This window comes from Nocardiopsis sp. Huas11, assembly GCF_003634495.1.
Classification (GTDB): domain Bacteria; phylum Actinomycetota; class Actinomycetes; order Streptosporangiales; family Streptosporangiaceae; genus Nocardiopsis.
This window is the reverse complement of the sequence record NZ_RBKY01000001.1, coordinates 192,422-216,699: the sequence shown is the minus strand read 5'-3', so window position 1 is coordinate 216,699 and position 24,278 is coordinate 192,422. Positions and strand designations below refer to the sequence as shown.

24 protein-coding genes are annotated in these 24,278 nt (G+C 73.6%); 10 read left to right on the top strand and 14 right to left on the bottom strand.

Features of this window, described 5'->3' with window-relative positions; translation table 11 throughout:
- The first annotated feature begins 6 nt into the window (after positions 1–6).
- From DFP74_RS00930 to DFP74_RS00915, 4 genes are all read left to right on the top strand, one after another.
- Positions 7–2,127: a biotin carboxylase N-terminal domain-containing protein gene (locus tag DFP74_RS00930; protein WP_121179964.1), complete on the top strand. Its 2,121-nt coding sequence runs from the start codon at positions 7–9 to the stop codon at positions 2,125–2,127.
- Positions 2,124–3,296 (top strand): acyl-CoA dehydrogenase family protein, encoded by a 1,173-nt coding sequence (locus DFP74_RS00925; RefSeq protein ID WP_121179963.1) that lies wholly within the window; start codon positions 2,124–2,126, stop codon positions 3,294–3,296. The genes DFP74_RS00930 and DFP74_RS00925 overlap by 4 nt, the downstream gene beginning before the upstream one ends.
- Before the next feature lie 23 nt (positions 3,297–3,319).
- The gene (locus tag DFP74_RS00920; protein ID WP_121179962.1) at positions 3,320–3,982 is read left to right on the top strand and encodes a TetR/AcrR family transcriptional regulator; all 663 of its coding nucleotides are present in this window, start codon (positions 3,320–3,322) and stop codon (positions 3,980–3,982) included.
- A gap of 72 nt (positions 3,983–4,054) precedes the next feature.
- On the top strand, positions 4,055–4,627 hold the full coding sequence (locus DFP74_RS00915) for a hypothetical protein (RefSeq protein WP_121179961.1): 573 nt from the start codon (positions 4,055–4,057) through the stop codon (positions 4,625–4,627).
- A gap of 246 nt (positions 4,628–4,873) precedes the next feature.
- On the opposite strand, the gene DFP74_RS00910 is transcribed toward DFP74_RS00915, so the two are convergent.
- Complete coding sequence (locus DFP74_RS00910) at positions 4,874–5,383, bottom strand: hypothetical protein (protein ID WP_121179960.1); 510 nt, start codon at positions 5,381–5,383, stop codon at positions 4,874–4,876.
- A gap of 70 nt (positions 5,384–5,453) precedes the next feature.
- On the opposite strand from DFP74_RS00910, the gene DFP74_RS00905 reads away from it, so the two are divergent.
- Positions 5,454–6,722, top strand: coding sequence for a DUF4303 domain-containing protein (locus DFP74_RS00905; protein WP_121179959.1), 1,269 nt, complete (start codon positions 5,454–5,456; stop codon positions 6,720–6,722).
- A 100-nt stretch (positions 6,723–6,822) separates the two neighbouring features.
- Here the strand turns inward: DFP74_RS00905 and DFP74_RS00900 are convergent, their stop codons facing one another.
- Both DFP74_RS00900 and DFP74_RS00895 read right to left on the bottom strand, forming a co-directional pair.
- Positions 6,823–8,169: a GH1 family beta-glucosidase gene (locus tag DFP74_RS00900; RefSeq protein WP_121187945.1), complete on the bottom strand. Its 1,347-nt coding sequence runs from the start codon at positions 8,167–8,169 to the stop codon at positions 6,823–6,825.
- A 26-nt stretch (positions 8,170–8,195) separates the two neighbouring features.
- Entirely contained in the window at positions 8,196–9,497 is a 1,302-nt protein-coding gene (locus tag DFP74_RS00895; RefSeq protein WP_233571281.1) for an MFS transporter, read from the bottom strand.
- A 158-nt stretch (positions 9,498–9,655) separates the two neighbouring features.
- Between DFP74_RS00895 and DFP74_RS00890 the strand changes: the two genes are divergently transcribed.
- Positions 9,656–10,585 carry a glyoxalase gene (locus DFP74_RS00890; RefSeq protein WP_370013329.1) on the top strand — a complete coding sequence of 310 codons (930 nt, stop codon included), beginning with the start codon at positions 9,656–9,658 and terminating at the stop codon, positions 10,583–10,585.
- A gap of 116 nt (positions 10,586–10,701) precedes the next feature.
- Here the strand turns inward: DFP74_RS00890 and DFP74_RS00885 are convergent, their stop codons facing one another.
- Positions 10,702–11,298, bottom strand: coding sequence for a PadR family transcriptional regulator (locus DFP74_RS00885; RefSeq protein ID WP_121179957.1), 597 nt, complete (start codon positions 11,296–11,298; stop codon positions 10,702–10,704).
- A gap of 42 nt (positions 11,299–11,340) precedes the next feature.
- Entirely contained in the window at positions 11,341–13,323 is a 1,983-nt protein-coding gene (locus DFP74_RS00880; RefSeq protein WP_121179956.1) for an acyl-CoA dehydrogenase, read from the bottom strand.
- Positions 13,324–13,448: 125 nt separating this feature from the next.
- Between DFP74_RS00880 and DFP74_RS00875 the strand changes: the two genes are divergently transcribed.
- Positions 13,449–14,354, top strand: coding sequence for a polysaccharide pyruvyl transferase family protein (locus DFP74_RS00875; protein WP_121179955.1), 906 nt, complete (start codon positions 13,449–13,451; stop codon positions 14,352–14,354).
- Between the two features lie 138 nt (positions 14,355–14,492).
- Positions 14,493–14,825 (top strand): YciI family protein, encoded by a 333-nt coding sequence (locus DFP74_RS00870; RefSeq protein ID WP_121179954.1) that lies wholly within the window; start codon positions 14,493–14,495, stop codon positions 14,823–14,825.
- A gap of 110 nt (positions 14,826–14,935) precedes the next feature.
- Here DFP74_RS00870 and DFP74_RS00865 read toward each other — a convergent pair whose 3' ends face one another.
- From DFP74_RS00865 to map, 5 genes are all read right to left on the bottom strand, one after another.
- The gene (locus DFP74_RS00865) at positions 14,936–15,196 is read right to left on the bottom strand and encodes a helix-turn-helix transcriptional regulator (RefSeq protein ID WP_121179953.1); all 261 of its coding nucleotides are present in this window, start codon (positions 15,194–15,196) and stop codon (positions 14,936–14,938) included.
- 166 nt (positions 15,197–15,362) lie between these two features.
- Positions 15,363–16,322 (bottom strand): LD-carboxypeptidase, encoded by a 960-nt coding sequence (locus DFP74_RS00860; protein WP_233570748.1) that lies wholly within the window; start codon positions 16,320–16,322, stop codon positions 15,363–15,365.
- Between the two features lie 176 nt (positions 16,323–16,498).
- Positions 16,499–17,875, bottom strand: coding sequence for a M20/M25/M40 family metallo-hydrolase (locus DFP74_RS00855; protein WP_121179951.1), 1,377 nt, complete (start codon positions 17,873–17,875; stop codon positions 16,499–16,501).
- Positions 17,876–17,936: 61 nt separating this feature from the next.
- Positions 17,937–18,770 carry a M55 family metallopeptidase gene (locus DFP74_RS00850; protein WP_121179950.1) on the bottom strand — a complete coding sequence of 278 codons (834 nt, stop codon included), beginning with the start codon at positions 18,768–18,770 and terminating at the stop codon, positions 17,937–17,939.
- 153 nt (positions 18,771–18,923) lie between these two features.
- The gene (gene map, locus DFP74_RS00845) at positions 18,924–19,775 is read right to left on the bottom strand and encodes a type I methionyl aminopeptidase (RefSeq protein WP_199725436.1); all 852 of its coding nucleotides are present in this window, start codon (positions 19,773–19,775) and stop codon (positions 18,924–18,926) included.
- A 125-nt stretch (positions 19,776–19,900) separates the two neighbouring features.
- Between map and DFP74_RS00840 the strand changes: the two genes are divergently transcribed.
- Together DFP74_RS00840 and npdG are read left to right on the top strand one after the other, a co-directional pair.
- A complete protein-coding gene (locus tag DFP74_RS00840) occupies positions 19,901–20,089 on the top strand; it encodes a hypothetical protein (RefSeq protein WP_121179948.1) in 189 nt (62 codons plus the stop codon).
- Positions 20,090–20,132: 43 nt separating this feature from the next.
- Positions 20,133–20,828 (top strand): NADPH-dependent F420 reductase, encoded by a 696-nt coding sequence (npdG, locus tag DFP74_RS00835; RefSeq protein ID WP_121179947.1) that lies wholly within the window; start codon positions 20,133–20,135, stop codon positions 20,826–20,828.
- A 152-nt stretch (positions 20,829–20,980) separates the two neighbouring features.
- On the opposite strand, the gene DFP74_RS00830 is transcribed toward npdG, so the two are convergent.
- From DFP74_RS00830 to DFP74_RS00815, 4 genes are all read right to left on the bottom strand, one after another.
- Entirely contained in the window at positions 20,981–21,604 is a 624-nt protein-coding gene (locus DFP74_RS00830; RefSeq protein WP_233570747.1) for a hypothetical protein, read from the bottom strand.
- Positions 21,595–22,212: a hypothetical protein gene (locus DFP74_RS00825; protein WP_199725434.1), complete on the bottom strand. Its 618-nt coding sequence runs from the start codon at positions 22,210–22,212 to the stop codon at positions 21,595–21,597. Before DFP74_RS00825 ends, DFP74_RS00830 begins: the two co-directional genes overlap by 10 nt.
- A gap of 43 nt (positions 22,213–22,255) precedes the next feature.
- Positions 22,256–22,804, bottom strand: a complete 549-nt coding sequence (locus DFP74_RS00820; protein WP_121179946.1) for a hypothetical protein — start codon at positions 22,802–22,804, stop codon at positions 22,256–22,258.
- Between the two features lie 195 nt (positions 22,805–22,999).
- Positions 23,000–24,040: an LLM class F420-dependent oxidoreductase gene (locus tag DFP74_RS00815; RefSeq protein ID WP_121179945.1), complete on the bottom strand. Its 1,041-nt coding sequence runs from the start codon at positions 24,038–24,040 to the stop codon at positions 23,000–23,002.
- Between the last annotated feature and the right edge of the window lie 238 nt (positions 24,041–24,278).

The window sequence follows — 24,278 nt, the reverse complement described above, 5'->3', positions numbered from 1 at the left end:
GCCACAGTGAACGACCGCCCCACCCCCGTCACCACACTGCTCGTCGCCAACCGCGGCGAGATCGCCCGACGCGTCCTGAGCACCTGCCGCACCCTGGGCATCGCCACGGTCGCGGTGTACGCCGACATCCCGGAGGAGGCCGCCGCCGCGCACGTGGCCGAGGCCGACACCGCGGTCCGTCTGCCCGTCCCCGCGGGCCGGGGGCCGGTCGCCGCCTACCTGGACCCCGACGCCCTCGTCGAGGCGGCCCGCGCGTCCGGCGCCGACGCCGTCCACCCCGGCTACGGCTTCCTGTCCGAGAGCCCCGCCCTGGCCCGCGCCGTCACCGCGGCCGGGCTGACCTGGGTGGGACCCGACGCCGACGCCATCGAGCGGATGGGCGCCAAGACCCGCGCCAAAGTCGTCGCCCGCGAGGCCGGGGTGCCCGTCGCCGACGCCCTGGACCCCGACGACGTGCGCCCCGAGCACCTGCCGGTCCTGGTCAAGGCGGTCTCGGGTGGTGGCGGTCGCGGGATGCGCGTGGTCCGCGACCTCGCCGACCTGCCCGCCGAGGCCGCCGCCGCCCGCGCCGAGGCCGCGTCGGCCTTCGGCGACCCGGCCGTGTTCTGCGAGCCCTACGTCGAACGCGGGCGCCACATCGAGGTCCAGGTCCTCGCCGACGCCCACGGCACGGTCTGGGCCCTGGGCGAGCGGGACTGCTCGGTGCAGCGCCGCCACCAGAAGGTGATCGAGGAGACCCCGGCCCCCGGTCTGCCCGAGGCCCTGCGCGCGAGCCTGCACGGGGCGGCCCGCCGCCTGGCCCGCGCCATCGGCTACACGGGCGCCGGGACCGTCGAGTTCCTCGTGCCCGTCGGGGAGGGCGCCGACCCCCTGGGCGAGCCCGTCTTCCTGGAGATGAACACCCGCCTGCAGGTCGAGCACCCCGTCACCGAGTGCGTGACCGGGCTGGACCTGGTCGAATGGCAGATCCGGATCGCCGAGGGCGAGCCCCTGCCTGCGGAGGGGCCGCCCGCGCCGCGCGGCCACGCCGTCGAGGCGCGGCTGTACGCGGAGGACCCCCTCGACGACTGGCGGCCGCGCACCGGCACCCTGCACACCTTCGACGTGCCCGCCGCCATCGCCCACCGCGCCCCGCTCACCGTGCCGGGCGTGCGCCTGGACAGCGGTGTCGAGGCCGGCGACACCGTCGGCACCGACTTCGACCCCCTGCTCGCCAAGGTCGTCGCCGTCGGCCGCGACCGACGCGACGCCGTGCGCCGACTGATCGCCGCGCTCTCCTCCGCCCGCGTCCACGGGGTCGGGACCAACCGCGACCTGTTGGTGCGGGCCCTGCGCCATCCCGCGTTCGCCGAGGCCCCGACCGACCCCGGGCGACTGCACACCGGCCACCTGACCGGCGACCGGCTCACCGCCCTGGCCCAGCCGCTGGCCGACCACACGGCGCGGAGCCTGTCGGCGCTCGCGGCCGCCCTCGCCGAGGCCGAGGCGACCCGCACCGGCGCCACCGTCCCCGCGGGCGTGCCGGCCGCCTGGCGCAACCTGCCGTCCCAGGCCCACACACGCCGCTACGACGTCAGCGGGACGGGCGGCGCGACACCGGCCGCCGGATGCCGTGTGACGTCCGCCTACCGCACCGTGCGCGGCGCCCCCGTCCCCGACCTGGCCGGTGTGCGCGTGCTCGCCGCCGCCCCCGACCACGTGGTCCTGGAGGCCGACGGCCTGCGCCACACCCTCACCGTCCACCGCGCCGGCGGCGAGGTGTTCGTCGACTCGTCCCTGGGCTCGGTCGCCCTCACCCCCGTCGACCCTCTCCCCGTCCCCGCGCCCGCCGTCACCCCCGGCGCCCTGCCCGCGCCCATGCCCGGCACCGTCACGGCCGTGGACGTGGCCGTGGGCGAGAAGGTGCGCGAGGGCCAGACGCTCCTGCGTCTGGAGGCCATGAAGATGGAGCACCGCGTCACCGCGCCCGCCGCCGGCGCCGTCCGGGAACTCCCGGTCGCCCAGGGGCAGAGAGTGCCCGCCGGGGCGCTCCTCGCCGTACTCGACCACGACGGCCACGGCGACCACGATGCCCACGGCGACCACGACGCCCACGACGCCCACGACCACGAAGGGTCGCACCAGTGACCGCTGCCATGACCTTCAACGAGCAGGCCGAACGCGTCGAGCTGCGCTCGGCCGTCGCCGCGCTGGCCGCCGAGTACGGCTCCGACTACTACAGAGCCAGGGCCAAGGAGGGCGCCTACCTCACCGACCTCTGGCGGGCCGCCGGCGACCTGGGCTATCTGGGCGTCAACATCCCGCAGGAGTACGGCGGCGGGGGCGGTGGCATCGGCGACCTGGCCGCCGTCCTGGAGGAGCTCAGCGCCGCCGGGTGCCCCACGCTGATGATGGTCGTCTCCCCAGCGATCTGCGGCACGGTGCTGTCCCGCTTCGGCACCGACGGCCAACGGCGGCGCTGGCTCCCGGGGCTGGCCACCGGCGAGACCATCATGGCCTTCGCCATCACCGAGCCCGACGCCGGATCCAACGCCCACAACATCACCACCACCGCCCGGAGGGACGGCGGAGCGTGGGTGCTCAACGGGCGCAAGACCTTCATCTCCGGGGTAGACGTCGCCGACGCCGTCCTGGTCGTGGGGCGCGTCCAGAACGAGTCCACCGGCCGGCTCGGCGCCGCCCTGTTCGTCGTCCCCACCGACGCCCCCGGCTTCGAGGCCCGGCCCATCGAGATGGACCTGGTCAGCCCCGACCACCAGTTCCAGCTGTTCCTGGACGACGTGCGCCTGCCGGACGACGCCCTGGTCGGCGACCCCGAGGCGGGCCTCCTCCAGCTCTTCGCCGGACTCAACCCCGAACGCATCATGGCCGCCTCGCTGGCCACCGGCTCGGCCCGCCACGCCCTCGACCGCGCGGTGGCCTACGCCAAGGACCGCAGGGTGTGGCGCGACACGCCCATCGGCGCCCACCAGGGCCTGGCCCACCCCCTCGCCCAGGTGAAGATCGAGCTGGAGCAGGCCCGGTTGATGACCCAGCACGCGGCCCTCCGCTACGATTCCGGCGACGACGCGGGGGCGGGCGAGGCGGCCAACATGGCCAAGTACGCGGCTGCGGAGGCGTGCGTGCGCTCGGTCGACCAGGCCGTGCAGACCCTCGGCGGCAACGGCCTGGCCAGCGAGTACGGGCTCGGCGCGGCGATCGCCGCCGCGCGCCTGGCACGCATCGCCCCGGTCAGCCGGGAGATGGTGCTCAACTACGTGGCCCAGCAGTCCCTCGGCCTGCCCAAGTCGTACTGAGACCAGGACGGAGGGGCGCCGACGTGGACGCCGGGCGCGAACCACAGCAGGAGCGCAGCAGGGCCACCCGTGCCCGGCTGCTCGACGCGGCCGTGTGCGTGCTGGCCGAGCGCGGGGCGGCCGGGGCCACCGTGGGCGCCGTGGCCGAGGAGGCCGGAGTGTCGCGCGGGGCCGCCCAGCACCACTTCCCCACGCGGGAGGACCTGTCGCTGGCCGCCGTGGGGCACATGCTGGACCGGCGCGGAGCGGAGCTCAGGCGCGGGGCGGCCGCCGTCCCCGAAGGGCCCGGGCGCACCGAGGCCGTGGTCAGGATGGTCGTGGACGCGTTCAGCGGCGTGGACTTCCGTGCCGCCCTGCAACTGTGGGCGGCCGCCGCGAGCGATCCGGTCCTGCGCGAGCGGATCACGCCGCTGGAGGAGCGGATGGGACGGGAGGTGCACCGGACTGCGGTGGACCTGCTCGGCGCCGACGAGTCCGTTCCCGGCGTGCGCGAGACCGTGCAGGCCACCCTTGACCTGGCCCGCGGCCTGGGGCTGGCCAACCTGCTCACCGACGACGGGCCCCGGCGGGCCAGGATCGTGCGCCAGTGGGCCCTGACCCTGGAGAGTGTCCTGGACGGGCCCCCGGCGGGAGGGGACGCACCGAAGGCGACCGGGCACCGCGAGTCGTCGCGCTCGGCCGGTTGATTATCATCGCCAAGGTGGGGCAAAAACCGCGCGGGGAAGGGCGTCCATGACGAACGGTGCGGACGGGACGGTGTGTCGGTGAGTGCGGATGCGGGCAGGGACCTGTCCGGCCTGGCCAGGAACGTGACGGCGGCGTTCGAGGAGAGCGCGACCCGACGCAGGGACCGCGACGCGCTGATGGACAACGCGTTCGCGGCGCTGTTCGAGCTGTACCGGGCGACCACGAGCGCCGAGCGCCGGTCGCCGGCCGGACAGAACCTCAACGCCGCGCTCGCCCGACTGCTGGTGTCGGGCAACAACCCCGACCGGCTCGGCCTGTACGTGGTGCGCAGCCAGACCGCGGCCGAGAACGGTCGGCACGAGGGGTACCGGGCCGCGTGCTGGCGGCGGTCGATGCTGCAGATCCTGGGCGAGGAGTTCGTCCCCTGGGAGACCTTCCTGCGCCCGGGCGACCTGGAGGCGCTGCCGCGTATCGACGACGCGCTGGTCGAGGTGGCGGGCGAGGCCAGCCCGGTGACCGGCGAGGAGGTGCCCGCGTGGGTGCCGGAGTCGCACTGGTGGTGGTGGGAGCCCGCACGCCAGCGCGGCGAGGAGGCACCCGAGCGCGCCGACAGCGGCCCCCTGGACGCCGTGGCCGGGGAGTAGCCGCCGCGACCACGCACGCCCCGTCCTCGTCCTGAGGGCGGGCGGCGTTGCGCGAGCCCGTCACCTGGTCGTCCCGGGTCGGCAGGTGGTCCAGCGTGTGGGACACCCCGTCCACGAACGGAGGGGTCTGTCCGGTGCGCTCGGCCGCCATGTCGGCGACGGCCACGTCCAGGTCTTCCCGCGCGGTCAATCACACAGCCTGGCCGCCACGTGCGGTGAGGGCTCGATGCCCTCGACCGCACCCGGTCACTCGCCCGCTCCGGTGACGCGCCACAGGTCGGCCACGGCGTCCCGCTCGACCAGGCGGGCGTGGGTGAGGTCGGCCAGCAGCGGGACGAGCCGCTCGGTCGGCAGCCCGGTCAGGTCCGCCGCGGCCGGGGTCGAGGCGCGCCGGTCCGGCGCGGACGCCAGCAGGCCCAGCACACGGGCGTGTTCGGGAGTCGGGGGCACGGCGAGGGGCACGGCGCGGTCGGACACGGGGGTGGGGCCGGGGATCGAGGGTGTGCGGTCGATGGGCGCCGCCGGGTCGTGCAGGACGAAGGGAACCCTGTCGTCCGTCGGTCTGGGCGGCGCCGGGGGGATGAACCCGCGGCGGGGGAACCTGCGCAGCCACACGGCGGCGAAACCGAGGAGCGTGATCACGACGAAGACGAGGACGGCGGTCCCCGGACCGATTCGCGCTTCGGGCCCGGGGAAGAGGAAGGCCACCAGGGCGACGATCGCCGCGAGGACGGGGATGACGAATCGGGCTCTCATGCGGCTTATTGTCCGGGTGCGGCCTCGCCGGGGGAACCCTCCGTCGGAGGCTGTGGATAACATCCGCGGCATGGAGTTCGACTGGCAGGGTCTCGAAGAAGTGCTCGGCCGCCAGGTGGTCGGCCTGGTCCGACGCGTGCGCGAGGAGCACCCGCGCGACCGGCTCTACGGAGCGGCCGTGCACGAGTTCTACGCGGAGCAGGGCGGCATGATCGGCTGGACGATGGTCGGGGTGGCCAGTGAGGAGTGGCTCGCCGAGGCCGTCGCCGGCGACGGCGCGTGCGGCGCCGCCGAGCTGCGGTGGAGCCCCGCCGACTGGCCGTGGCAGCACGACCCGGGCCGAGCGGAGGACGAGTGGGCCCGGCGGTTGCAGGCGCACGCGACCGCCGACGGCGAGCGGCACTGGGACGAGGTGCATGACCGCTACCTGCGCACCGTCGTCGCGGCCTGCCGATCGGCCCGCCACCGCCTGGTGACCGAGGGCGTCGTGGACGCCGACTTCGTCGTCGTCGCCATGGACGAGGACTGGGAACTCGTTCCGCTGTCGCTGACCCGTGCCGAGGTCGGACGGCACTTCCCGGACCTGGTCGCCGAGGAGGACGAGGTGGAGCGCCTGCAAGCGCTCGCGCCGCAGCGGCGGGCGCGGGAGCTCGTCGCGCTCACCGAGTCGCCCGCGCCGGGCCCGCTGAGCGCGGAGAAGGCGACCGACGCCCTGCGCGCGCTCGGAGGCCCGGAGGTCCTCGCCGCCGTCCTCGAACACCTGCCGGGCGCGCGGGAGAAGTGGCGGTGGGCGAAGCTCCTCGCCGAGATCGCTCCGATGGCCACCCCGGGGGCGCCGCCGGCCGTGATCGCGGCCCTGGAACCGGTCATGGCGGACGGCGGCCTGCCGGAGCCGGACCGCGCCTGGGCCGCGGCGGCGCTCGCCCTGCTCGGCCGGATGGGCCTGGTGGCCGCGCGGCTGGACCGGCTCCCGCGGGGGGTGGCGCTCCGCGGGCTCACGGCTCCCTACACCGGATTCCGTGACCACGGGGAGCACGGCGGGCTCGACTACGCACCCTTGGAGGAGGCGCTGGCGGACCGGCCCGGATGGCAGGAGGCGGTCCTGCGTGGCCTCGCCCCGGGCGGCTTCTGCGCGATCGGCCCCGAGGAGGTCGAAACCGCCCTGGCCGGACTGGAGTCGGCACTGCCCGCCGTCCGGCGCCACGCCGTCCACGTCCTGGCGGACGCCCCCACCACCCCCGATCAACGCGACCGCTACACGGCCCGGCTGTGGCGGCTGCGCCGCGAGGACCCGCACCCGGCGGTGCGTGAGGCCGCCGCGTTCCGGGCGGGACGCTGACGCCCGCGAGGACCGCCAGAGCCCCGCCTTAGAGGGAGTGACCACGCTTCCGCGGCGGGCTCCGCCTGGGGAACCGCGACGCCGTGCGCCGCCGGGCTCGTCACTCGGGCGCGGCCTCCGCCGCACGGCCCGTCCGGTCGGCGATCAGCGACCGGTACCACGCGAAGGAGTCCTTGGGACGGCGCCGCTGGGTCGCGTGGTCCACGTGGACCAGGCCGAAGCGCTGGTGGTACCCCTCCGCCCACTCGAAGTTGTCGGTCAGCGTCCACACGAAGTACCCGCGCACGTCCGCCCCGCGCTCGCGCGCCCGGTCCATGGCCCGCACGTGCTGGGCCAGGTAGGCGATGCGTTCCGGGTCGGCCACACCGCCGCCCGCGTCGACCTCGTCCTCCTGGGAGCAGCCGTTCTCGGTCACGTACATCGGCACCAGGTCGTCGCCGTAGCGCTCCCTGAGCAGGAGCAGCAGGCGTTCGAGGCCCTCGGGCACCACCGGCCACCCGAACGCCGTCGTGGGCACCCCGGTGATCTCGGCGAAGTCGAACGGCAGCGCCGCCCCCTGCGGGGGAGCGGCGACGCGCGTGGGGTTGTAGTAGTTGACGCCCAGCCCGTCCACACTGCCCGCGATCACGGCCAGGTCGCCCTCGCGCACGGCGTCGATCCCCTCGGCGCCGAACGCGCTCAGGTCCGGGTAGGCGCCGGTGAGCACGGGGTCGGTGAACAGCCGGTTGTGCAGGGCGTCGTAGGCGCGCGCCGCCGCCGCGTCGGCCTCGGAGCCGGTGGCGGGGTCCACGGGGGAGTAGTTGTTCGTGAGCAGGACCTCCAGCCCCCGCGAGCGCAGCTCACCGGCGGCCAGCCCGTGCGCGAGCAGCTGGTGGTGGGCCACCGTCAGCACGTCGGGCACGTCCAGGGCCTTGCCGGGCGCGTGGACGCCGAACGCGTGACCGTAGGCCATGTGCACGACCGGCTCGTTGAGCGTGATCCACCGGCGCACCCGGTCGCCCAGGCGGTCGGCGACCGCGGCCGCGTACTCGGCGAAGGCCTGGGCGGTCCCGCGCGAGGACCACCCGCCCGCCTCCTCCAGCGCCTGCGGCAGGTCCCAGTGGAACAGGGTCGGCACCGGCTCGATCCCGCGTGCGACCAGGGCGTCCACCAGGCGGTCGTAGAAGTCCAGTCCCGCCTTGTTGACCGTGCCGCCGCCCTCCGGCACCACCCGGGGCCAGGAGACCGAGAACCGGTAGGCGTTCACCCCCAGCCGGTCGAGCAGGTCGACGTCCTCGGCCCAGCGGTGGTAGTGGTCGCAGGCCGTGGCGGGGCTGTGGCCGTCCCGGACGGTCCCGGGCCGCTCGCAGAAGACGTCCCACACGGACGGGGCGCGCCCGTCCTCGGTCAGGGCTCCCTCGACCTGGAACGCGGACGTGGCCACACCCCACAGGAACGGTGACGGCACAGTCGACTCCTTCGTGTCGTGCGGGGTCACGCGACCCCCCGGATCTTCCAGACCAGCGCGGCCCCGAGCAGGGTGACCACGCCGCAGGCGGTGTACAGCACCGGATAGCCGCCCAGGTACACCACGATCGGCCCGGCCAGCGCCGGGGCGATCACCTGGGGCCCGGCGCTGGCGATGTTGACGATCCCCAGGTCCTTGGCCCGGCCCAGCGCCGTCGGCAGCACCTGGGTGACCAGGGCGTTGTCCACGGACAGGTAGACCCCGAAGCCCATCCCCAGCACCACGGCGCACACCAGGCTCATGGGCCAGGTGGGGGCCAGCGCCAGCAGGAACGCGGGCACGGCCATCACCACTCCGGACAGGCACACCAGGGCGCGGCGGCGCCCGAGCCGGTCCGAGACGACCCCCGCCACCACGGTGGTGGCCACGACGGCCGCCGTGTAGACCAGGATCAGCACCAGCAGCCCGTCGGCCGCCGACGAGCCGGGGAACAGCTCCTCGTAGCCGACGCCGTCGCGCAGGAAGTACAGCAGGTACAGCACGAACATGGCGTTGCCGGTCTGCATGAGGAACCGGGTCAGCCAGGCCCATCCGAAGTCGGGGTGGCGGCGCGGCGAGACCCAGAAGCCGCGGGTGAACTCCCGCCACGGGGGCCGGGCCTCGCGCGGTAGCGGCGGGTCGGGGGAGAGCAGGGCGAAGGGCAGCGCGCACGCGGCGGTCAGGACGCCGATCAGCGTGTACCCGGGTGCGATCCCGGTGGTCACGACGGTGACGAGCAGGACGGCGGCGACCACGCCCGCCGACTGGGGGATGCCGATCCACCCCGAGACCGCGCCGCGCTGGCGGACCGGTACGTGGTCGGGGACGGCGGCGAGCAGGGTCGCGTTCAGGCAGGACAGCGCGGTCTGGACGAGCGACCAGCCCACCATCACACCGACCACGGTGTCCTGGCGGCCCAGGACCACCAGGCCGATCCCGCCTAGGACGGCCCCCGCCAGGACCCAGGGGCGGCGGCGTCCGAAGCGCCCGGTGGTGCGGTCCGAGAGCGCTCCGGCCAGGGGCGTGGCGACCATGGCCAGGGCCGCGCCCACCCCGGTCACCCAGGCCAGCGCGGTCTCCTTGGCCTCGGGCGCGGCCAGGCCGATCTGCTCGGGCAACAGGACCTGGAGGGGGCCGAAGAAGGCCATCCACATGCCGAGGTTGGCCAGGCTGAGGCCGGCCACCCACACGGCGCGCACGGGGAGCAGGGGTTCGGCGAGTGCGGCGACCGGGGCCGGGTCGCGCGGAGGGGGTTCGGGCGTGGGCTGGGGCGCGGGGGGCGTGCGCACGTGTGACCTGCCTAACATGAATTTTCCTCATGTTAAGCAGTGCGGCCCGCGAGGGGAAGGGCCGCACACAAGTGGCATCGAACTAGTCAACTTTGACTAGTCGGAAGCGGGAGCCTAGGCTCACCACTGGACGAACTCGACCAGTGAAGAGAGGCACCATGCCCGAACAGGCAGAACAGACCGCACCCGCCGAACAGACCGCACCCGCCGAACAGACCGCACCCGCCGAACAGACCGCACCCGCCGAACAGACCGCACCCGCCGAACAGACCGCACCCGCCGAACAGACCGCGTCGGCCGCACCGGAGACGCCAGACACGCCGGACGCGACGGACATGCCCTCTGACCAGCACCCGGGCGTACGGCCCAACGAGACGGTCGTGCCCACACTGCACTGCGCGTCGGTGGACGAGACCCTGGAGTTCTTCCAGGCGCTCGGATTCGAGGTCACCTATCGGCAGTCCCGTCCCTACCTCTACCTCGCGTTCCGGTGGAGCGGCTTCGACCTGCACTACACACGCCCGCCCGAAGGGCTGGACCCCTCCCGCGAGCACACCGGGGGCTGCTTGGTCATGGTCGACGACGTCGCGTCCTACCACGCGGCCCTCGTCGCCGCGATGCGCCGCCACTATGGAAAGGTGCTCGCGCGCGGCCTGCCCCGGATCACCCGCTACCGGTTCGGCGCCACCCGCTTCAGTCTCATGGACCCCTCGGGCAACCAGATCATCTTCATCCAGCGAGACGAGCCCGTGGAACTGGAGTACGGCGGGTCCAAGAGGCTGGACGGGCTGGCCAGGGCGCTCGATCAGGCGCGCATCTTCCGCGAGTTCAGGCACGACGACCGTGCCGCGCTGCGCCACGTGAGCTCGGCGCTGCGCAGGTACGGCAACCGGGCTCCCGCGGTGGACGTGGGCCTGGCCCTGGCGACCCTGATCGAGCTCTCCACCGCCCTGGACGAGACCGGCGACCTCCCCGCGTGGATGGATCGCCTGCGCGGCCTCGTCCTCACCGACGCCGAGCGCCGACGCATCGAGGCGGAGCTGGAGATCGCCGCCCACGTGCGCAGGTGGTTCGAGAAGCTCCCATAACCCCGAGGACCCCCATGACGACCGGGGTCCCAAGGCCCCCTCTGGCCCCGGTGGCTCCACCGATCCCAGAGCCTCACCCACCCCTGCCGGCCGCCGACCGGCCGCCGGGGACATGCTCAGCCGTCGGTCAGCAGGTCGGCGAACGGCTCGCCGCCCTCACCCGCGAAGGAGTAGGCGCCGCCCTCGATCCGCGCGATGAGGCCGCGCGTCCACTGGGCACCCGACTCGGCCGAGTGCACCCACAGGTCCATGACCTCGCCGATGTGGTCCACGGGCTCGGACCCCTGCCCGGGCTCGTAGAACCCGACCACGCTGCGGCGCCACTCCTCCAGGGCCGCCACCCGCTCCTTGAGCAGGGTGACGGCCTCCGCACGCGGCAGGTCGACGAGGAACCCGACGGCGGCGGAGAGCACGTCCGGCTTCTCGTCGATCGAGGCCAGCGACGAGCGCAGCAGCGCGAAGTAGGCGGCGGTGCCCTCGTCCGTGATCTCGTACTCGGTCCGGGGCGGTCCGCCGGCGGTGGAGGGCGCGACGTCGTGGGCGCGCAGCAATCCCTGCCGTGCCGACTGCTTCAGGGCGTGGTAGATCGATCCCGGCTTGGCCGTGGACCACTCGTGCGCGCCCCACGACTCCAGGTCCGCGCGCACCTGGTAGCCGTGCGCCCGCCCGCGCACGCGGACCGCCCCCAGGACCAGCAGCCGGACGGCCGACATCAGAACCCCCTCCGTACGTCTCCTCGACGCCGACGAGCCTAGTCAGCCCGCGGAGGCCGCCGCGACGTCGCCCTGGCGGGCGTGCTCGGCGCCCAGGGCGATGGGCGCGCCCAGCCACTCGTCGCGCAGCCCGAAGCCGTTGGCCAGCGTGACCGCGTAGGGGCGCAGCCCCCGGCACAGGTCGTTGACCGCCTGGGTCACCGCCTTGGCCCGGGACGTGGACAGGCGCTCGTGCTCCAGGAACCACGCGCGGTTCTCCTCCACGACGGAGAGCACGTACAGGTCGCACAGGCGGTTGAGCAGCTTGGCCGTGGACTGGTCGCCGCAGCGGTCGATACCCGAGACGAACGCCTCCAGCACCACGCGGTCCATGTGCGCGCGCCCGGCGGTGAGCACGTGGTCCTGGGCCTGGTTGAACACGTCGAAGGCGTCGCTGCCGTCCTTGCGCGCCCGGCGCAGACGCCCGGCCAGCCCTTCGATGATGTGCTGCTCCCGGTCCTCCAGCAGCTCCAGCTGCCAACCGCGGTTGTGCAGGCTCGCCTCGGTGCCGCGGCCGGGGGCGGCGGCGACCAGCCGTTCGATGAGCGGGGTCGCGGCGGTGCGCTCGATGACCGTCTCGACGAACCGCCCGGCCACGAACTTGACCAGGCCCAACTGGTCGAGGTCGCCGAAGTAGTCCTGGAAGTTGGTCAACAGGCCCTTGGTGAGCTGCTGGAGCAGCACCGTGTTGTCGCCCTCGAAAGTGGTGAAGATGTCGGAGTCGGCCTTGAGCTGCGGAATGCGGTTCTCGGCCAGGTATCCGGCCCCGCCGCAGGCCTCGCGGCAGGTCTGGATGGTCTCGGTGGCGTGCCAGGTCGCGACCGCCTTCAGCCCGGCCGCGCGCGACTCCAGCTCGCGCTGGGCGTGCTCGTCGCGCTCGCCCGGCTCCTGGGCGCCGTAGAGCTCGTGCAGCCGCGTGACCAGCTCCTCCTGGGCGAAGTGCAGCCCGTAGGTGCACGCCAGCGCCGGCAGCAGCTTGCGCTGGTGGGCGAGGTAGTCCAGGATCCGCACCTCCTGCTCGGGGCGGCCGTCTGCGGCGGGGCGGGTGAACTGGCGACGGGTGTCGGCGTAGCGCACCGCGATCGCCAGCGCGGCCTTGGTGGCGGTGCCCGCGCCCCCGGCCACGCTGATCCGGCCGCGGATCAGGGTCCCGAGCATGGTGAAGAAGCGGCGGTTCTTGTTCTCGATGGGGCTGCTGTAGGTGCCGTCGGCGGCCACGTCGCCGTAGCGGTTGAGCAGGTTCGTGCGGGGCACCCGGACCTGGTCGAACCACAGGCGGCCGTTGTCCACGCCGTTGAGGCCGGCCTTGGTCCCGCAGTCCTCGATCCGCACGCCCGGCATCGGGCTGCCTTCGGCGTCGCGGACGGGCACCATCAGGGCGTGGACGCCGTGCTCGGTGCCGTCCGCGTTCAGCTGGGCGAAGACCACCGCCATCCGCCCGTCCCGGGCGGCGTTGCCGATGTAGTCCTTGCGCGCGGCCTCGTCGGGCGTGTGGACCACGAACTCCTCGGTGGCGGGGTCGTAGGTGGCGGTGGTGCGCAGGCGCTGGACGTCCGAACCGTGGCCGGTCTCGGTCATCGCGAAACAGCCGGGCAGGTCCACCGACATCACGCCGGGCAGGTACTCGGCGTGGTGCGGTTCGGTGCCCAGGGCACGGATGGCGCCGCCGAACAACCCCCACTGCACGCCCACCTTCACCATGAGCGACAGATCGCACACGAGCATCTCGAAGGCGACGACCGAGGCGCCGATGTCGTCGGAACCGCCCACGGACTCGGGGAACCCGTAGCCGGCCATTCCCGTGCCGGCCAGGGCCTTGAGCTGGGTCAGTACGCGCTCGCGGTGGTCGTCCACCGTCAGCCCGGAGACGGGAGCGAACTCCTCACCGCGCAGCAGGTCGCGGGCGCGTTCGCGCACCTGGGCCCAGCGTCCGTCCAACAGGCCGCGCAGTTCGGCCTCGTCCACCTTCAGTGCCTGATCGGTCATGGTCTCCCCCTGCGATTCGACGCGGCTCCCACGTGCCTACCACTCCCCGGTCCTAGGGGAACGGGGGAACACGCCCGGGCCGCGGGTACGTCTCACACGATAGGCGTGTGGCGAGGAGGTGGACCATGGGGACCCGCAGACCGATCCGTGTCGTGCTCGCAGGCTGGTTCTCGTTCCTGCACGGCGAGGCGACGGCGGGGGACGTCGGCGCGGCGGAGGCGGTGTCCGCCGAGATCGGCGCGCACGGCATCGCCCACGACATCGTGTGGAGCCCCCACTTCCGCTCACGCGGGCCGACGCTGGAGGAGGTGGACCCGGCCGCCTACTCGCATCTGGTCTTCGTATGCGGGCCCGCGGCCGGGGAGCAGGTCACCGAGCTGCACCGGCGCTTCGCCGACTGCACGCGGATCGCGGTCGGGGTGTCCGCCGTCGACCCCACCGACCCCGCGCTGCGCGGCTTCCACGCGGTCCTGCCCCGCGACGCGCCGGGGCGCGAACCGCACCGGGACCTGGCCGCGGACGCTCCGGCCCCGGCACAGGTGCCGGTGGTGGGAGTGACCGCGGCACCCGGTCAGCCCGAGTACCGGGACCGCGCCGCCCACGCGCGCGTGCACCGCGCGCTGGCGGACTGGCTGGTGGCCAAGGACTGCGCCCGGGTGCCGCTCGACACCCGGCTGGACGCCGTCGACTGGCTGCACTGCGCGCGGCCGGGCCAGTTCGACGCCCTGGTGGGACGGATGGACCTGGTGGTGACCACGCGCCTGCACGGGCTGGTGCTCGCGTTGCGCAACGGCGTCCCGGCGGTGGCGGTGGATCCCGTCGTGGGCGGTGCCAAGGTCGCGGCTCAGGGCCGGGTGTGGGACTGGCCCGTGCTCACCCTCGACGGACCGGACGCCGCACCCGACCCCGACCGCCTGGACCGGCTCTGGCGGTGGTGCCTGGCCGAGGGGCGGGCGCAGGCACGCGCACGGGCCCACACCCCCGACGGGGTGCTCAACGGCCTGCTCACCGAGGCCCTGCTGGGCGGCTAGGGCGCGTTTCGCCGAAGGCCTTCGGACGGGTGGGCGGAGGCGCGGCGGCGCGTGTTCCTCCGGCACGGCGATGAGTTCGGGCGTGGCTGAAGGTCAGTACCGGTGAACAGTCCGTACGAACGAGGGGAAGGTTCCGTTGTGGCGAAGTTCGTGACCATCGGATACGGGGACCAGGACGGCTACGACCGCACCGATGCGGCGGTACGCGACAGGGCGCACGCGCATGACGCCCGCCTGCGTGCGGCCGGGGCGGTCCTGGGCATCGCCGGCACACCCGTACAGGTGACCAACCACGACGGCGCCGGCACGACGGTGGAGCGCGGACCCTTCATGTCCTCCTCCCTGCCGGTGGCCGGGTTCGAGATCATCGAGGCGGAGACCATCGAGGAAGCCGTCCGACTCGTGGCGCAGACCCCGTGCGCCGTCGCGCGGGGCGTGGTCGAGGTCTGGCCGTTGCGGGAACCGGCGTAGACCGGGGGCGGGCGCGCGGTGAGGAAGGCCTGCGCCGGGGAGGGCGCCCGCCGCCCACCGCGGCCCGAACCCGGCCCGGCGCTCCCTCGCGGTCACCGCGCCCGGCGGACTCAGACGGCGACGGCGGCGGTGCCGTGCAGACGGCGCAGCAGGTCGTCCAGGGACAGGTCCAGGGCGTCGGCGATCGCGGCGACGGTGAAGAAGGCGGGGGTCGGGATGCGGCCGCCCTCGATCTTGCGCAGGGTCTCCACGGAGATCCCGGCCTGGTGGGCGACGTCGACCATCGTGCGCCGTCCCCGGGCCTCACGGAGCAGCCGCCCCAGCAGGTGGCCGCGGGCGATCTGCTCGGGGGTCAGTGGTTCTCGAACCATGAGACGAGTCTATCGGCGCGTTCCCCCGCCGACAGGGTTCCCGAGCCGGATTCGGGAACCCTCACCTCCCGCGCCGCCCCGCACACGCTCGGCCAGCGGCCGGGTAAGGCCCGCCATGAACGGGTGGAAGGTCACCGTGAACCGCGCGCGGTCCGGCGCGGGCGGCTCACACCAGGCCCGGAACGGCCAGCTCCAGGGTGCCGCGCTCGGCGTCGAGCTCGGCGGGAACGCCCAGCGGGATGGTCAGCTGGGCCGGGCAGTGCCCGAACTCCAGGCCCCACAGCACCGGTACCCCCAGCGGTTCCAGGCGCTCGCGCATCAGGTCGGCGATCACACCCAGGTCGGGCGGGCAGTCCGTCCACGTGCCCAGCACGACCCCGGCCACGCCGTCCATCCATCCGGTGCGCAGCAGGTGCGTGAGCATCCGGTCGATCCGGGCGACGTCCTCGCCGATGTCCTCCAGGATCAGCAGGCCGTTGTCGGCGGACAGGCGGCTGTGCGGGGTGGCCAGGCCGTCGTTGAGCAGGCTGAGGTTGCCGCCGAACGTCACGCCGCGTGCGCGCCCGGGCACCAGCGCGTGCGCGCCCGGCGACGTCAGCACCATGCGCTCGTCGGGGGAGAACAGCGTCGTGTGCAGCTCGTGCTGGGCCTGCGGGTCGCCCACGAAGTAGCGCGTCCCCACGACCGGTCCGTGCACCGTCCCCACGCCCAGTTCCACCGCGAAGGCCTCGTGCAGCGCGGTCACGTCACTGAACCCGATCAGCGCCTTGGGCTCGGCCCGCCGCATCGCCTCGAAGTCCAACAGGTCCAGGGTCCGGTGCGCGCCGTCGCCGCCGCGCACACAGAACACCGCGGCCACGTCCGGGTCGCACCAGGCCGACTGCAGGTCGGCGGCGCGCACGGCGTCCTGGCCCGCGAGATAGGGCAGGTGCGAGTGGCGCTCGCGCACGTGCGGCGCCAGATCCACGTGCAGACCCCACGCGCGCAGGACCGCGACCGAGGCCTCCAACTGGGCGGCCGGGACCGGACTGCAAGGTGTGACCAGCCGGACCCGGTCACCGGCGCGCAGGCGCGGCGGACGCGTCAGCGCGGGCACCCCGCGTACGGCCGCCGCCCCACCGCTCACCCGTCGCCCACCGTCGCCCTCGACGGACGCCCCCGGTGCTCCATCCCCGCGTCGCTCCCCGCAGCCCTCAACGGACGCCTCCGGCGCAGCCCTGCCCACTGATCGTCCTCCCCCTCGTCGGCTGACCCGCGCGGACGCCCTGCGCGCCCGCGCCGTTCCCGCTCCGCGCGCGGCGCTCAGGCCCGCAGGAACGTGTCCAGCACGCGCACCCCGAACCTGAGCCCGTCCAGCGGCACCCGCTCGTCCACGCCGTGCAGCAGTTCCGTGTAGTCCAGCCCCTCGGGCTGGCTCATCGGGGAGAAGCCGTAGCAGTCGATGCCCAAGCGGGCGAAGACCTTCGCGTCGGTGCCCCCGGACAGGCACATCGGCACCACGTGCGCGTCGGGGTCGTGCGCGCGCAGGGCGGCACCCATCGCCGCGAACGCGGCGCCGTCCACGGGGGCCGACACCGAGGGCGACCGGTGCGCGTACTCCCAGTCCACGCGACCGCCCGTCAGCGCGTCCATGGTGGCCTCGAAGGCCGCCTCGGCGCCCGGCAGCACACGCCCGTCCACACCCGCGGTCGCCTCCCCGGGCACCACGTTGAGCTTGTACCCCGCCGAGAGCATCGTGGGGGCCGCGCTGTTGCGCACCGTCGGGGCGATCAGCGGCGCGACCTCGCCCAACCGGGCGATCAGGGCGTCGAGGGCCTCGTCGGTGGCGGTGTCGCCGGGGGCGCGCTCCACGCCCAGCGCCTTGGCGACCGCGTCGATCGCGTCGAGGGTCACGGGCGTCGGGTTCGTCGGCCACGTGTGCCGGTCGATCCGGGCCACCGCCTCGGCGAGCGCCCCCACGGCGTTGTCGCGCGGGGGGCGGGACCCGTGCCCGGCCGTGCCGCGGGCGCGCAGGGTCAGCCAGGCGCTGCCGCGCTCGGCGGCGCCCACCGGGTAGAGCCGGACCGGGCGCCCGTCCGCGCCGCGGGCGTGCACGGTCTCCCCGCCGCCCTCGCCGATCCCCACGGAACAGCCCTCGAACAGGTCGGCGTGCTCGCGTGCCAGCCAGTCGGCCCCGTAGGCGGCGCTGTCCTCCTCGTCGGCGACGAACGCCAGGACGAGGTCGCGGCGCGGCCGCACGCCGTGGCGGGCCCAGTGGCGCACCACGGCGGCGACCATCGCGACGGAGTTCTTCATGTCCACCGTGCCGCGGCCCCACAGCGCCGGGACGCCCGTGACCGGGCAGTCGGCGATCTCGCCCGCGAAGGGCGGCAGGGTCCAGTCGGCGGCGTCGGCCGGGACCACGTCCAGATGGCCGTGGACGAGCAGGGCGGGGGCGGTGGGATCGGTCCCCGGCACGCGGACGACCACGTTCGCGCGGCGGGGCGCCGACTCCAGGATCACCGGATCGAGCCCCGCCTCGCCGAGGGCCTCGGCGGTGTACTCGGCCGCGGCGCGCTCGTCGCCCTGGCCGCCGCCGCGGTTGGTGGAGTCCAGGCGGACGAGTCCGCGGGCCAGGCGGATCGCGTCCTCCCCGGCCGCGTCGAGACCGGTCTCGGGGGACGTGACGGTGTGGACCACGTGCGCGGCCTCTCTCTGCGATGAGTGGTGTGCCGGAACGGGGAGATCCCCCGCACCAGTCTTACCCGTAGTGGGCTTCCATTGCCTGGGAAACGAGAGTAGTCACCGTCTTGAAGCAACGGATCATCTCGTAGGCGTCGGGTGAGGTGTAGCGGACGCGCCGGGCTCCCACGCGTGTCACTCCCGGTACCAGCGCGGCGGCCTGGGCCAGGTGGGCGGCGTCGACCTCCACCTCGACCTCGTGCGCACGCGGCTCGGCGGGGACCAGGCGACCGGCCAGCAGCATGGCGGCGCGCGCCTGGGCGCGGATGTCCCGCGCGGTGCGGGCGGGCGGACGGCAGCGGGCGGCGTAGCGGCTCACGTGCTCCTTGACCGCGACGGTCCGGGCGAAGGGGGCGTAGCCGGCGGCGTCCTCGCAGGCCCGGTCGTCCCCGGTGACGAGGATGACGGGGGTCCCGTACGCGGCCACGACCGCGGCGTTGAGCCGGCCCTCGCTCGCCGGCTCCCCGTCCAGCCACACGCCGGTGATGGCGTTGGGCAGGTAGGTGTGGGCGAGCACGCCCTCGTCCCCGGCGCCGCAGTGGTAGCCGAGGAAGACCACGCCGTCGCAGTCGCCCGCCTGGACGCCCTCGACCATGGACAGGTCCTTGTGGCGGCCGGTGATCATGGTCGCGTCCTCGTGCAGCTCCTCCAGGAGGAGGTTGCGCATGGTGGCGTGCGCCTCGTTGACCAGGACCTCGTCGGCGCCGCCCTCGAACAGGCCCGTCACGGCCGCGTTCACGTCGCCGGTGAACATCGCGCGGCAGCGCTGCCACTGCTCGGTGCCGGGCTCGACGTCGGCGGGCCACGTGACGCCCGTGGCCCCCTCCATGTCGGCGGAGATGAGGATCCTCATCCGGAGACACTAGCGTCCGGTCCTCCGGTGATCCACAGGCGGGGCGGCCGGGCTCGACGGCGCCCCCTCGCAGGCCGGGCGGGGGAGGCCCCACGGGCCGGCCGCCCCCGCGCCGTCCGGCCCGCGGCCGTCCATGGGCCGTGCCGTCCGCACTCAGGGCAGGGTGAGGATCTCCGCGCCGGTGTCGGTGATGACCAGGGTGTGCTCGAACTGCGCGGTCCAGCGGCGGTCGGCGGTCACGGCGGTCCAGCCGTCGTCCCACATGTCGTACTCGACCGCGCCGAGGGTGATCATCGGCTCGATGGTGAAGGTCATCCCCGGTTCCATGACGGTGTCCGCGCGCGGGTCGTCGTAGTGCGGGATCACCAGGCCGGAGTGGAACTCCGGGCCCACGCCGTGCCCGGTGAAGTCGCGCACCACGCCGTAGCCGAACCGCTTGGCGTAGGACTCGATGACCCGGCCGATCACGTTGATCCGCCGACCCGGACGGCAGGCCTTGATCGCGCGCATCGTGGCCTCGTGGGTGCGCTCCACCAGCAGCCGGTGCTCCTCGGAGACGTTTCCGGCCAGGAACGTGGCGTTGGTGTCGCCGTGCACCCCGTCCTTGAAGGCGGTGATGTCGATGTTGACGATGTCCCCGTCGGAGATGACGGTGTCGTCGGGGATACCGTGGCAGATGACCTCGTTGAGGGAGGAGCACAGCGACTTCGGGTAGCCCTTGTACCCCAGCGTGCTGGGGTAGGCGCCGTGGTCGAGCAGGAACTCGTGGCCGATCCGGTCCAGCTCGTCCGTGGTCACGCCCGGGTCGATGTTCTTCCCGACCTCCTGCAGCGCCCGTGCGGCGATCTGCGAGGTGGCCCTGAGCCTCTCGATGGTCTCCGGGGTCTGCACGTCGCCCAGGACCCCCTCCACGGGGTACTTCTGACCGACGTACTCAGGCCGGACGATGTGGGAGGGAACCGAGCGTTGGGGCGATATGCGCCCAGGAACCAGCGGAGTAGTCATGAGATCCGATTGTAGTTCGTGGGTACCTCCGGACGGACTCGCCAAGAGGCGCTCGCGCGCGGGTGTGAGCGCGGTCCCACCACGGGTAGATGCCCCACGACGGAGACCGAGGAAGAGGGGTCGAGATGGACGAGAGATCCGACCAGGACCGCTGGTGGTACTGCCTTGTGCACCAACGGGTCGAACACGGTGCGGGCTGTCCCAACAAGAAGCGCATGGGCCCCTACGACAGCGAGGAGGCGGCCTCCCGGGCCCTCACCACCGCGGCCGAGCGCAACTCGGCCTGGGATGAGCAGGAGGACGAGGACTGGTGACCTGGGTGCGGTCGCGGCGGGACGGCTCTGACAGGATCGGCGCATGAGCGAACAGAGCACGCCGGAGGGCGTGGACATCACCGGGCAGACCATCGCCGTCCTGGGCGGTACGGGCGACCAGGGGCGTGGGCTCGCCCGTCGGTTCGCCCTGGCCGGGCAGATCGTGATCATCGGATCGCGCAGCGCCGACCGCGCGGCCTCGGTCGCCAAGGAGCTGGTCGAGGCCGAGCGGACCCGCGTCGACGTGCGGGGGCTGGACAACGCCGCCGCCGCGGCCGAGGGCGACATCGTCATCGTCGCGGTCCCGTGGGAGGGCCACCGCGACCTGCTGGCGGGGCTGGCCGACGAGCTCGCGGACAAGATCGTCGTCGACTGCGTCAACCCCCTGGGCTTCGACAAGCGCGGCCCCTTCGCGCTGGACGTGCCCGAGGGCAGTGCCGCCCAGCAGGCCGCCGAGGTCCTGCCGCGGAGCCGGGTCACCGCCGCGTTCCACCACGTGTCCGCGGTGGTGCTGCTGGACCCCGAGGTCTCCGAGGTCGAGCTCGACGTCCTGGTCCTGGGCGAGGACCGCGAGGCAACCGACGTCGTGCGCGCGCTGGCCGACCTGATCCCCGGTGTGCGGGGCGTGTTCGGCGGACGGCTGCGCAACGCCCACCAGGTCGAGGCGCTCACCGCCAACCTCATCGCGGTCAACCGCCGCTACAAGACCCACGCCGGCATCCGCATCACCGGGCTGTGATCCCTCGGCGGTCGTGACCCCGCGGTCGTGACCCCGCGGCCGGGGCCACCCGGCCGGGCGGCCCCGATCGGGCGGCCCCGAACGGGCGGTCGTGACCGCTCGGACGTGAACGGCGACCGGCGCCCGACGGGCACCGGTCGCCGGACGGCGGATCAGCCGCAGAAGGCGGCGCGCTCCTGGTCCGTCATCGGCCGCGTGGACTGCGTGACCGTGCTGCCCTGGTCGTCCGCGGGTCCTTCGGCGGTGAAGGGCGCGTACCAGATGTAGTGGCCCCACTGGCGGCTGCCGAAGTGCAGCTCGTAGGTGCCGTGCACGCGCTGCATCCTGGGCCCGTAGTAGACGGTGGCCACCTCGCCGGGCTGGGCGGTGACCTGCGTCCGCTGGGTCTGCGTGTGCTCCGAGCTCCACTCGTGCCCGTAGGAGACGGTGAAGCTCTGTTTGAAGACCACGCCGAACGTGGCCGTCATCGACAGGTTCACGCTGTTGGACTCGCCCGTGGTCTTGGACCAGGACACCTGGGACAGCTGCTCGTGGTCAGTGCAGTTGTAGACCGGTGAGCCGACCTGCTCGGCGGTGTTCTGGAAGTACTCCGGGGCGCCCGAGGGGTGGAACTCGCACAGGTCGGTGCTCTCGCCGCACCTCTCCAGCAGCTCCCGGACCGTCGGGGTGTCCTCGTGGTCGGCCGCGGCCGGTGAGGGCGCCAGCGCCAGGGCCGCCGCCACCGCGCCGGCGGTGAGGGCTCTGAGCACCGTGTGGTTTCGGTGGGTCACGGGCACGCCGCCTCCTCGGCATCGGTCATCGGCCGCACGTTCTGCGTGACGACCTCGTCGGGCGAGCCGGGGACGGGTCCTTCGGCGGTGAAGGGCGCGTACCAGATGTAGTGGCCCCACTGGCGGCTGCCGAAGTGCAGCTCGTAGGTGCCGTGCACGCGCTGCATCTGAGGCCGCCGCTCGACCCAGCCCACCTCTCGGGGCCCGGTGTTGACGAAGGTGGTCTGCGACTCGGTGTGCGAGGTCGTCCAGGTGTGCTGGAAGGACTGCTCGTAGGACACCGAGAAGATCTCTCCGAAGCCGGCCTCGGTGGTCAGGGCCAGGCCGACGCTGTTGCTCTGGGAGGTGGTGTCGGACCACTCCACGGCCATGTTCTGGCGGCCCGAGGTGCAGTTGAACACCTCCGATCCCACGACGCGGCCGTCGGTGGCGAACAGCTCCGGCGCTCCACCGGGGTGGAACTCGCACACGTCCGTCGACACGTTGCACAGCTCCAGCAGCTGGCGCACCGTGGGCGTGTCCTCGTGGTCGGCGTAGGCGGGGGTCGGCGCCGTGGTGACCGCGGTCGCCACGGCGACCGCGGCGGCGGTGAGCACGGCGTACGTGCGTCTCATGTCGGTTCTCCCATCGGGCGGGGGCGGGGGGAGGGGCCGGGCGTCAGCCCAGGGTGGTGGAGACGGTGCGGTCGTTCATGTGGCCACCGATGTCGGGGGTGTTCTCGCGGTAGGGGCCGTCGCGGTCGCCGGTGCCGTCCGGCCCGGCGTGCAGCCACAGCGAGCACCGCGCCCAGGGCTGGGCGGAGGAGATGATGCCCTGCCACTCCGGGGGGAAGGTGAACCAGAACTCGATGTCGTCGCCGCCCTGGCAGGTGTTGTCCCCGTAGAGGGTGAACGAGGCGCCGCCGTAGTTCCCGTGTTCGAAGTAGGTGCCGATGATGACGTCGTTCGCGGCGGTGAGGGTGCCGGTCCGGGAACCGGACAGGGCGCGCTCCTGTTCGGCCAGCGTGTGTCCGACGCGGTCCTGCGCCGCGTCGATCGCCTGGTCGTAGGTGGCGAAGCACTCCTGGTCGCTGCCGTCGGCGTCGCCGACGCAGTGCTGCGCGGGGGCGGCCGAGGCCGGGAGGGGGCAGAGCAGGACGGAGCCGAGGGCGGCCGCCGTGAGGAGGGCGCTCGCGCCGGTTCGGCGGGATGCGGGGGACGGGGGCATGCGTTCTCCGGTCTTCGTCCGGGGGCAAGACGGTACTTAACGCATGTTAACAAGACAATTCGTGGAGCGTTGACTACACAGAGTGGCGCAGGGTGGGTGCGCTGCGCCTTCGGGCGCCGAGAAAAAATTCGCGGCCGCGGGGAGTCGCGTGCCCCGCGGGAGGGCGGGGCACGCGACCTGGTGTGACGGGTGGGGTCAGGAGACCCAGCTCTTGACCTTCTCCACGAGCTTGGCCGGGTTGTCACCCACGGGAGTCACGTTGAGTTGGGTGACCCCGGCCGCGCGGAAGGCCTCGACGCGCTCGCGCACGTAGGACTCCGGGCCGACCATGTTCGTCAGCTCCACGAACTCCTCGGGCACCGCCGCGGCCGCCTCCTCCTTGCGGCCCTCCAGGTACAGGTCCTGGATCTTCTCCGCGGCCTCCTCGTACCCGTACCGGCGGGCCACGGTGTTGTAGAAGTTCTTGCCCTTGGCGCCCATGCCGCCCACGTACAGCGCGATCATCGGGCGGACGAAGTCGAGCAGCTTCTTGGTGTCCTCGCCCTCCCCGATCGCGAGGAGACCGCCGGCGGAGATCTCCAGCTCGCCCAGGGACGGGTCGCGCTTGGCCTTGCCCGCCGCGATCGAGTCGCCCCACACGCTCTCCGCCTTCTCGGGGATGAACAGGTGGGGCAGCCATCCGTCGGCGATCTCGGCCGTCATGGCCACGTTCTTCTCGCCCAGGGAGGCCAGGTAGATCGGGATGTCGGGGCGGCGGGGGTGGTTGATGAGCTTGAGCGGCTTGCCCAGCCCGGTTCCGCGCTCGGGCGGCAGGGGGAGCTGGAAGACGGAGCCGTCATGGGTCAGGCGGTCCTGCCGGGCCCAGATGCGGCGGCAGATCTCGACGGTCTCGCGGGTGCGCGCCAGCGGCTTGGTGTAGGGCACACCGTGCCAGCCCTCGATCACCTGCGGACCGCTGGCCCCCAGGCCGAGGATGGCGCGCCCGCCGGACAGGTCGTCCAGTCCCGCCGCGGTCATCGCGACCAGGCTGGGCGTGCGGCTGTACAGCGGCAGGATGGCCGAGCCGATGGCCACCGTCTCGGTGCGCGCCGCGATGTAGCCCATCAGCGTGGGGCTGTCGAAGCCGTAGACCTCCGCGACCCACACCGTGTCCAGCCCGGCCTTCTCCAACTCGGCGACCAGATCGACGGCGGCCTTGGGCTCGCCCGCGTACTGGAGCGGCATCGAGATGCGCATGTGTCCTCCCGGAAGGGCCGGACCCCGGCCCGTGTCGGTGCTCGGTACGGTGCGACTCTACTCCCGAGTACCGTTCGGGTTGTCGTCCGCCTCACACTTCGCACCGCACCCGCGGACGGGTCGGTCCGCGGGCCCGGAGCGGCCCGGAGCGGATCGAAAACGGGTCCGGACACGCCGCACCGCCGACCGGGGCGGACCCGGCCGGCGGCGCGGTGGTGGTGCCGTGGTGCGGCCGGAG

Coding starts and splice junctions, on each gene's coding strand:
- DFP74_RS00865 (WP_121179953.1), bottom strand. CDS start 15,196: ATGGTTCGAGAACCACTGACCCCCGAGCAGATCGCCCGCGGCCACCTG.
- DFP74_RS00885 (WP_121179957.1), bottom strand. CDS start 11,298: ATGTCGGCCGTCCGGCTGCTGGTCCTGGGGGCGGTCCGCGTGCGCGGG.
- DFP74_RS00905 (WP_121179959.1), top strand. CDS start 5,454: ATGGAGTTCGACTGGCAGGGTCTCGAAGAAGTGCTCGGCCGCCAGGTG.
- DFP74_RS00815 (WP_121179945.1), bottom strand. CDS start 24,040: ATGCGCATCTCGATGCCGCTCCAGTACGCGGGCGAGCCCAAGGCCGCC.
- map (WP_199725436.1), bottom strand. CDS start 19,775: ATGACTACTCCGCTGGTTCCTGGGCGCATATCGCCCCAACGCTCGGTT.
- DFP74_RS00840 (WP_121179948.1), top strand. CDS start 19,901: ATGGACGAGAGATCCGACCAGGACCGCTGGTGGTACTGCCTTGTGCAC.
- DFP74_RS00880 (WP_121179956.1), bottom strand. CDS start 13,323: ATGACCGATCAGGCACTGAAGGTGGACGAGGCCGAACTGCGCGGCCTG.
- DFP74_RS00890 (WP_370013329.1), top strand. CDS start 9,656: ATGCCCGAACAGGCAGAACAGACCGCACCCGCCGAACAGACCGCACCC.
- DFP74_RS00825 (WP_199725434.1), bottom strand. CDS start 22,212: ATGAGACGCACGTACGCCGTGCTCACCGCCGCCGCGGTCGCCGTGGCG.
- DFP74_RS00910 (WP_121179960.1), bottom strand. CDS start 5,383: ATGAGAGCCCGATTCGTCATCCCCGTCCTCGCGGCGATCGTCGCCCTG.
- npdG (WP_121179947.1), top strand. CDS start 20,133: ATGAGCGAACAGAGCACGCCGGAGGGCGTGGACATCACCGGGCAGACC.
- DFP74_RS00875 (WP_121179955.1), top strand. CDS start 13,449: ATGGGGACCCGCAGACCGATCCGTGTCGTGCTCGCAGGCTGGTTCTCG.
- DFP74_RS00850 (WP_121179950.1), bottom strand. CDS start 18,770: ATGAGGATCCTCATCTCCGCCGACATGGAGGGGGCCACGGGCGTCACG.
- DFP74_RS00820 (WP_121179946.1), bottom strand. CDS start 22,804: ATGCCCCCGTCCCCCGCATCCCGCCGAACCGGCGCGAGCGCCCTCCTC.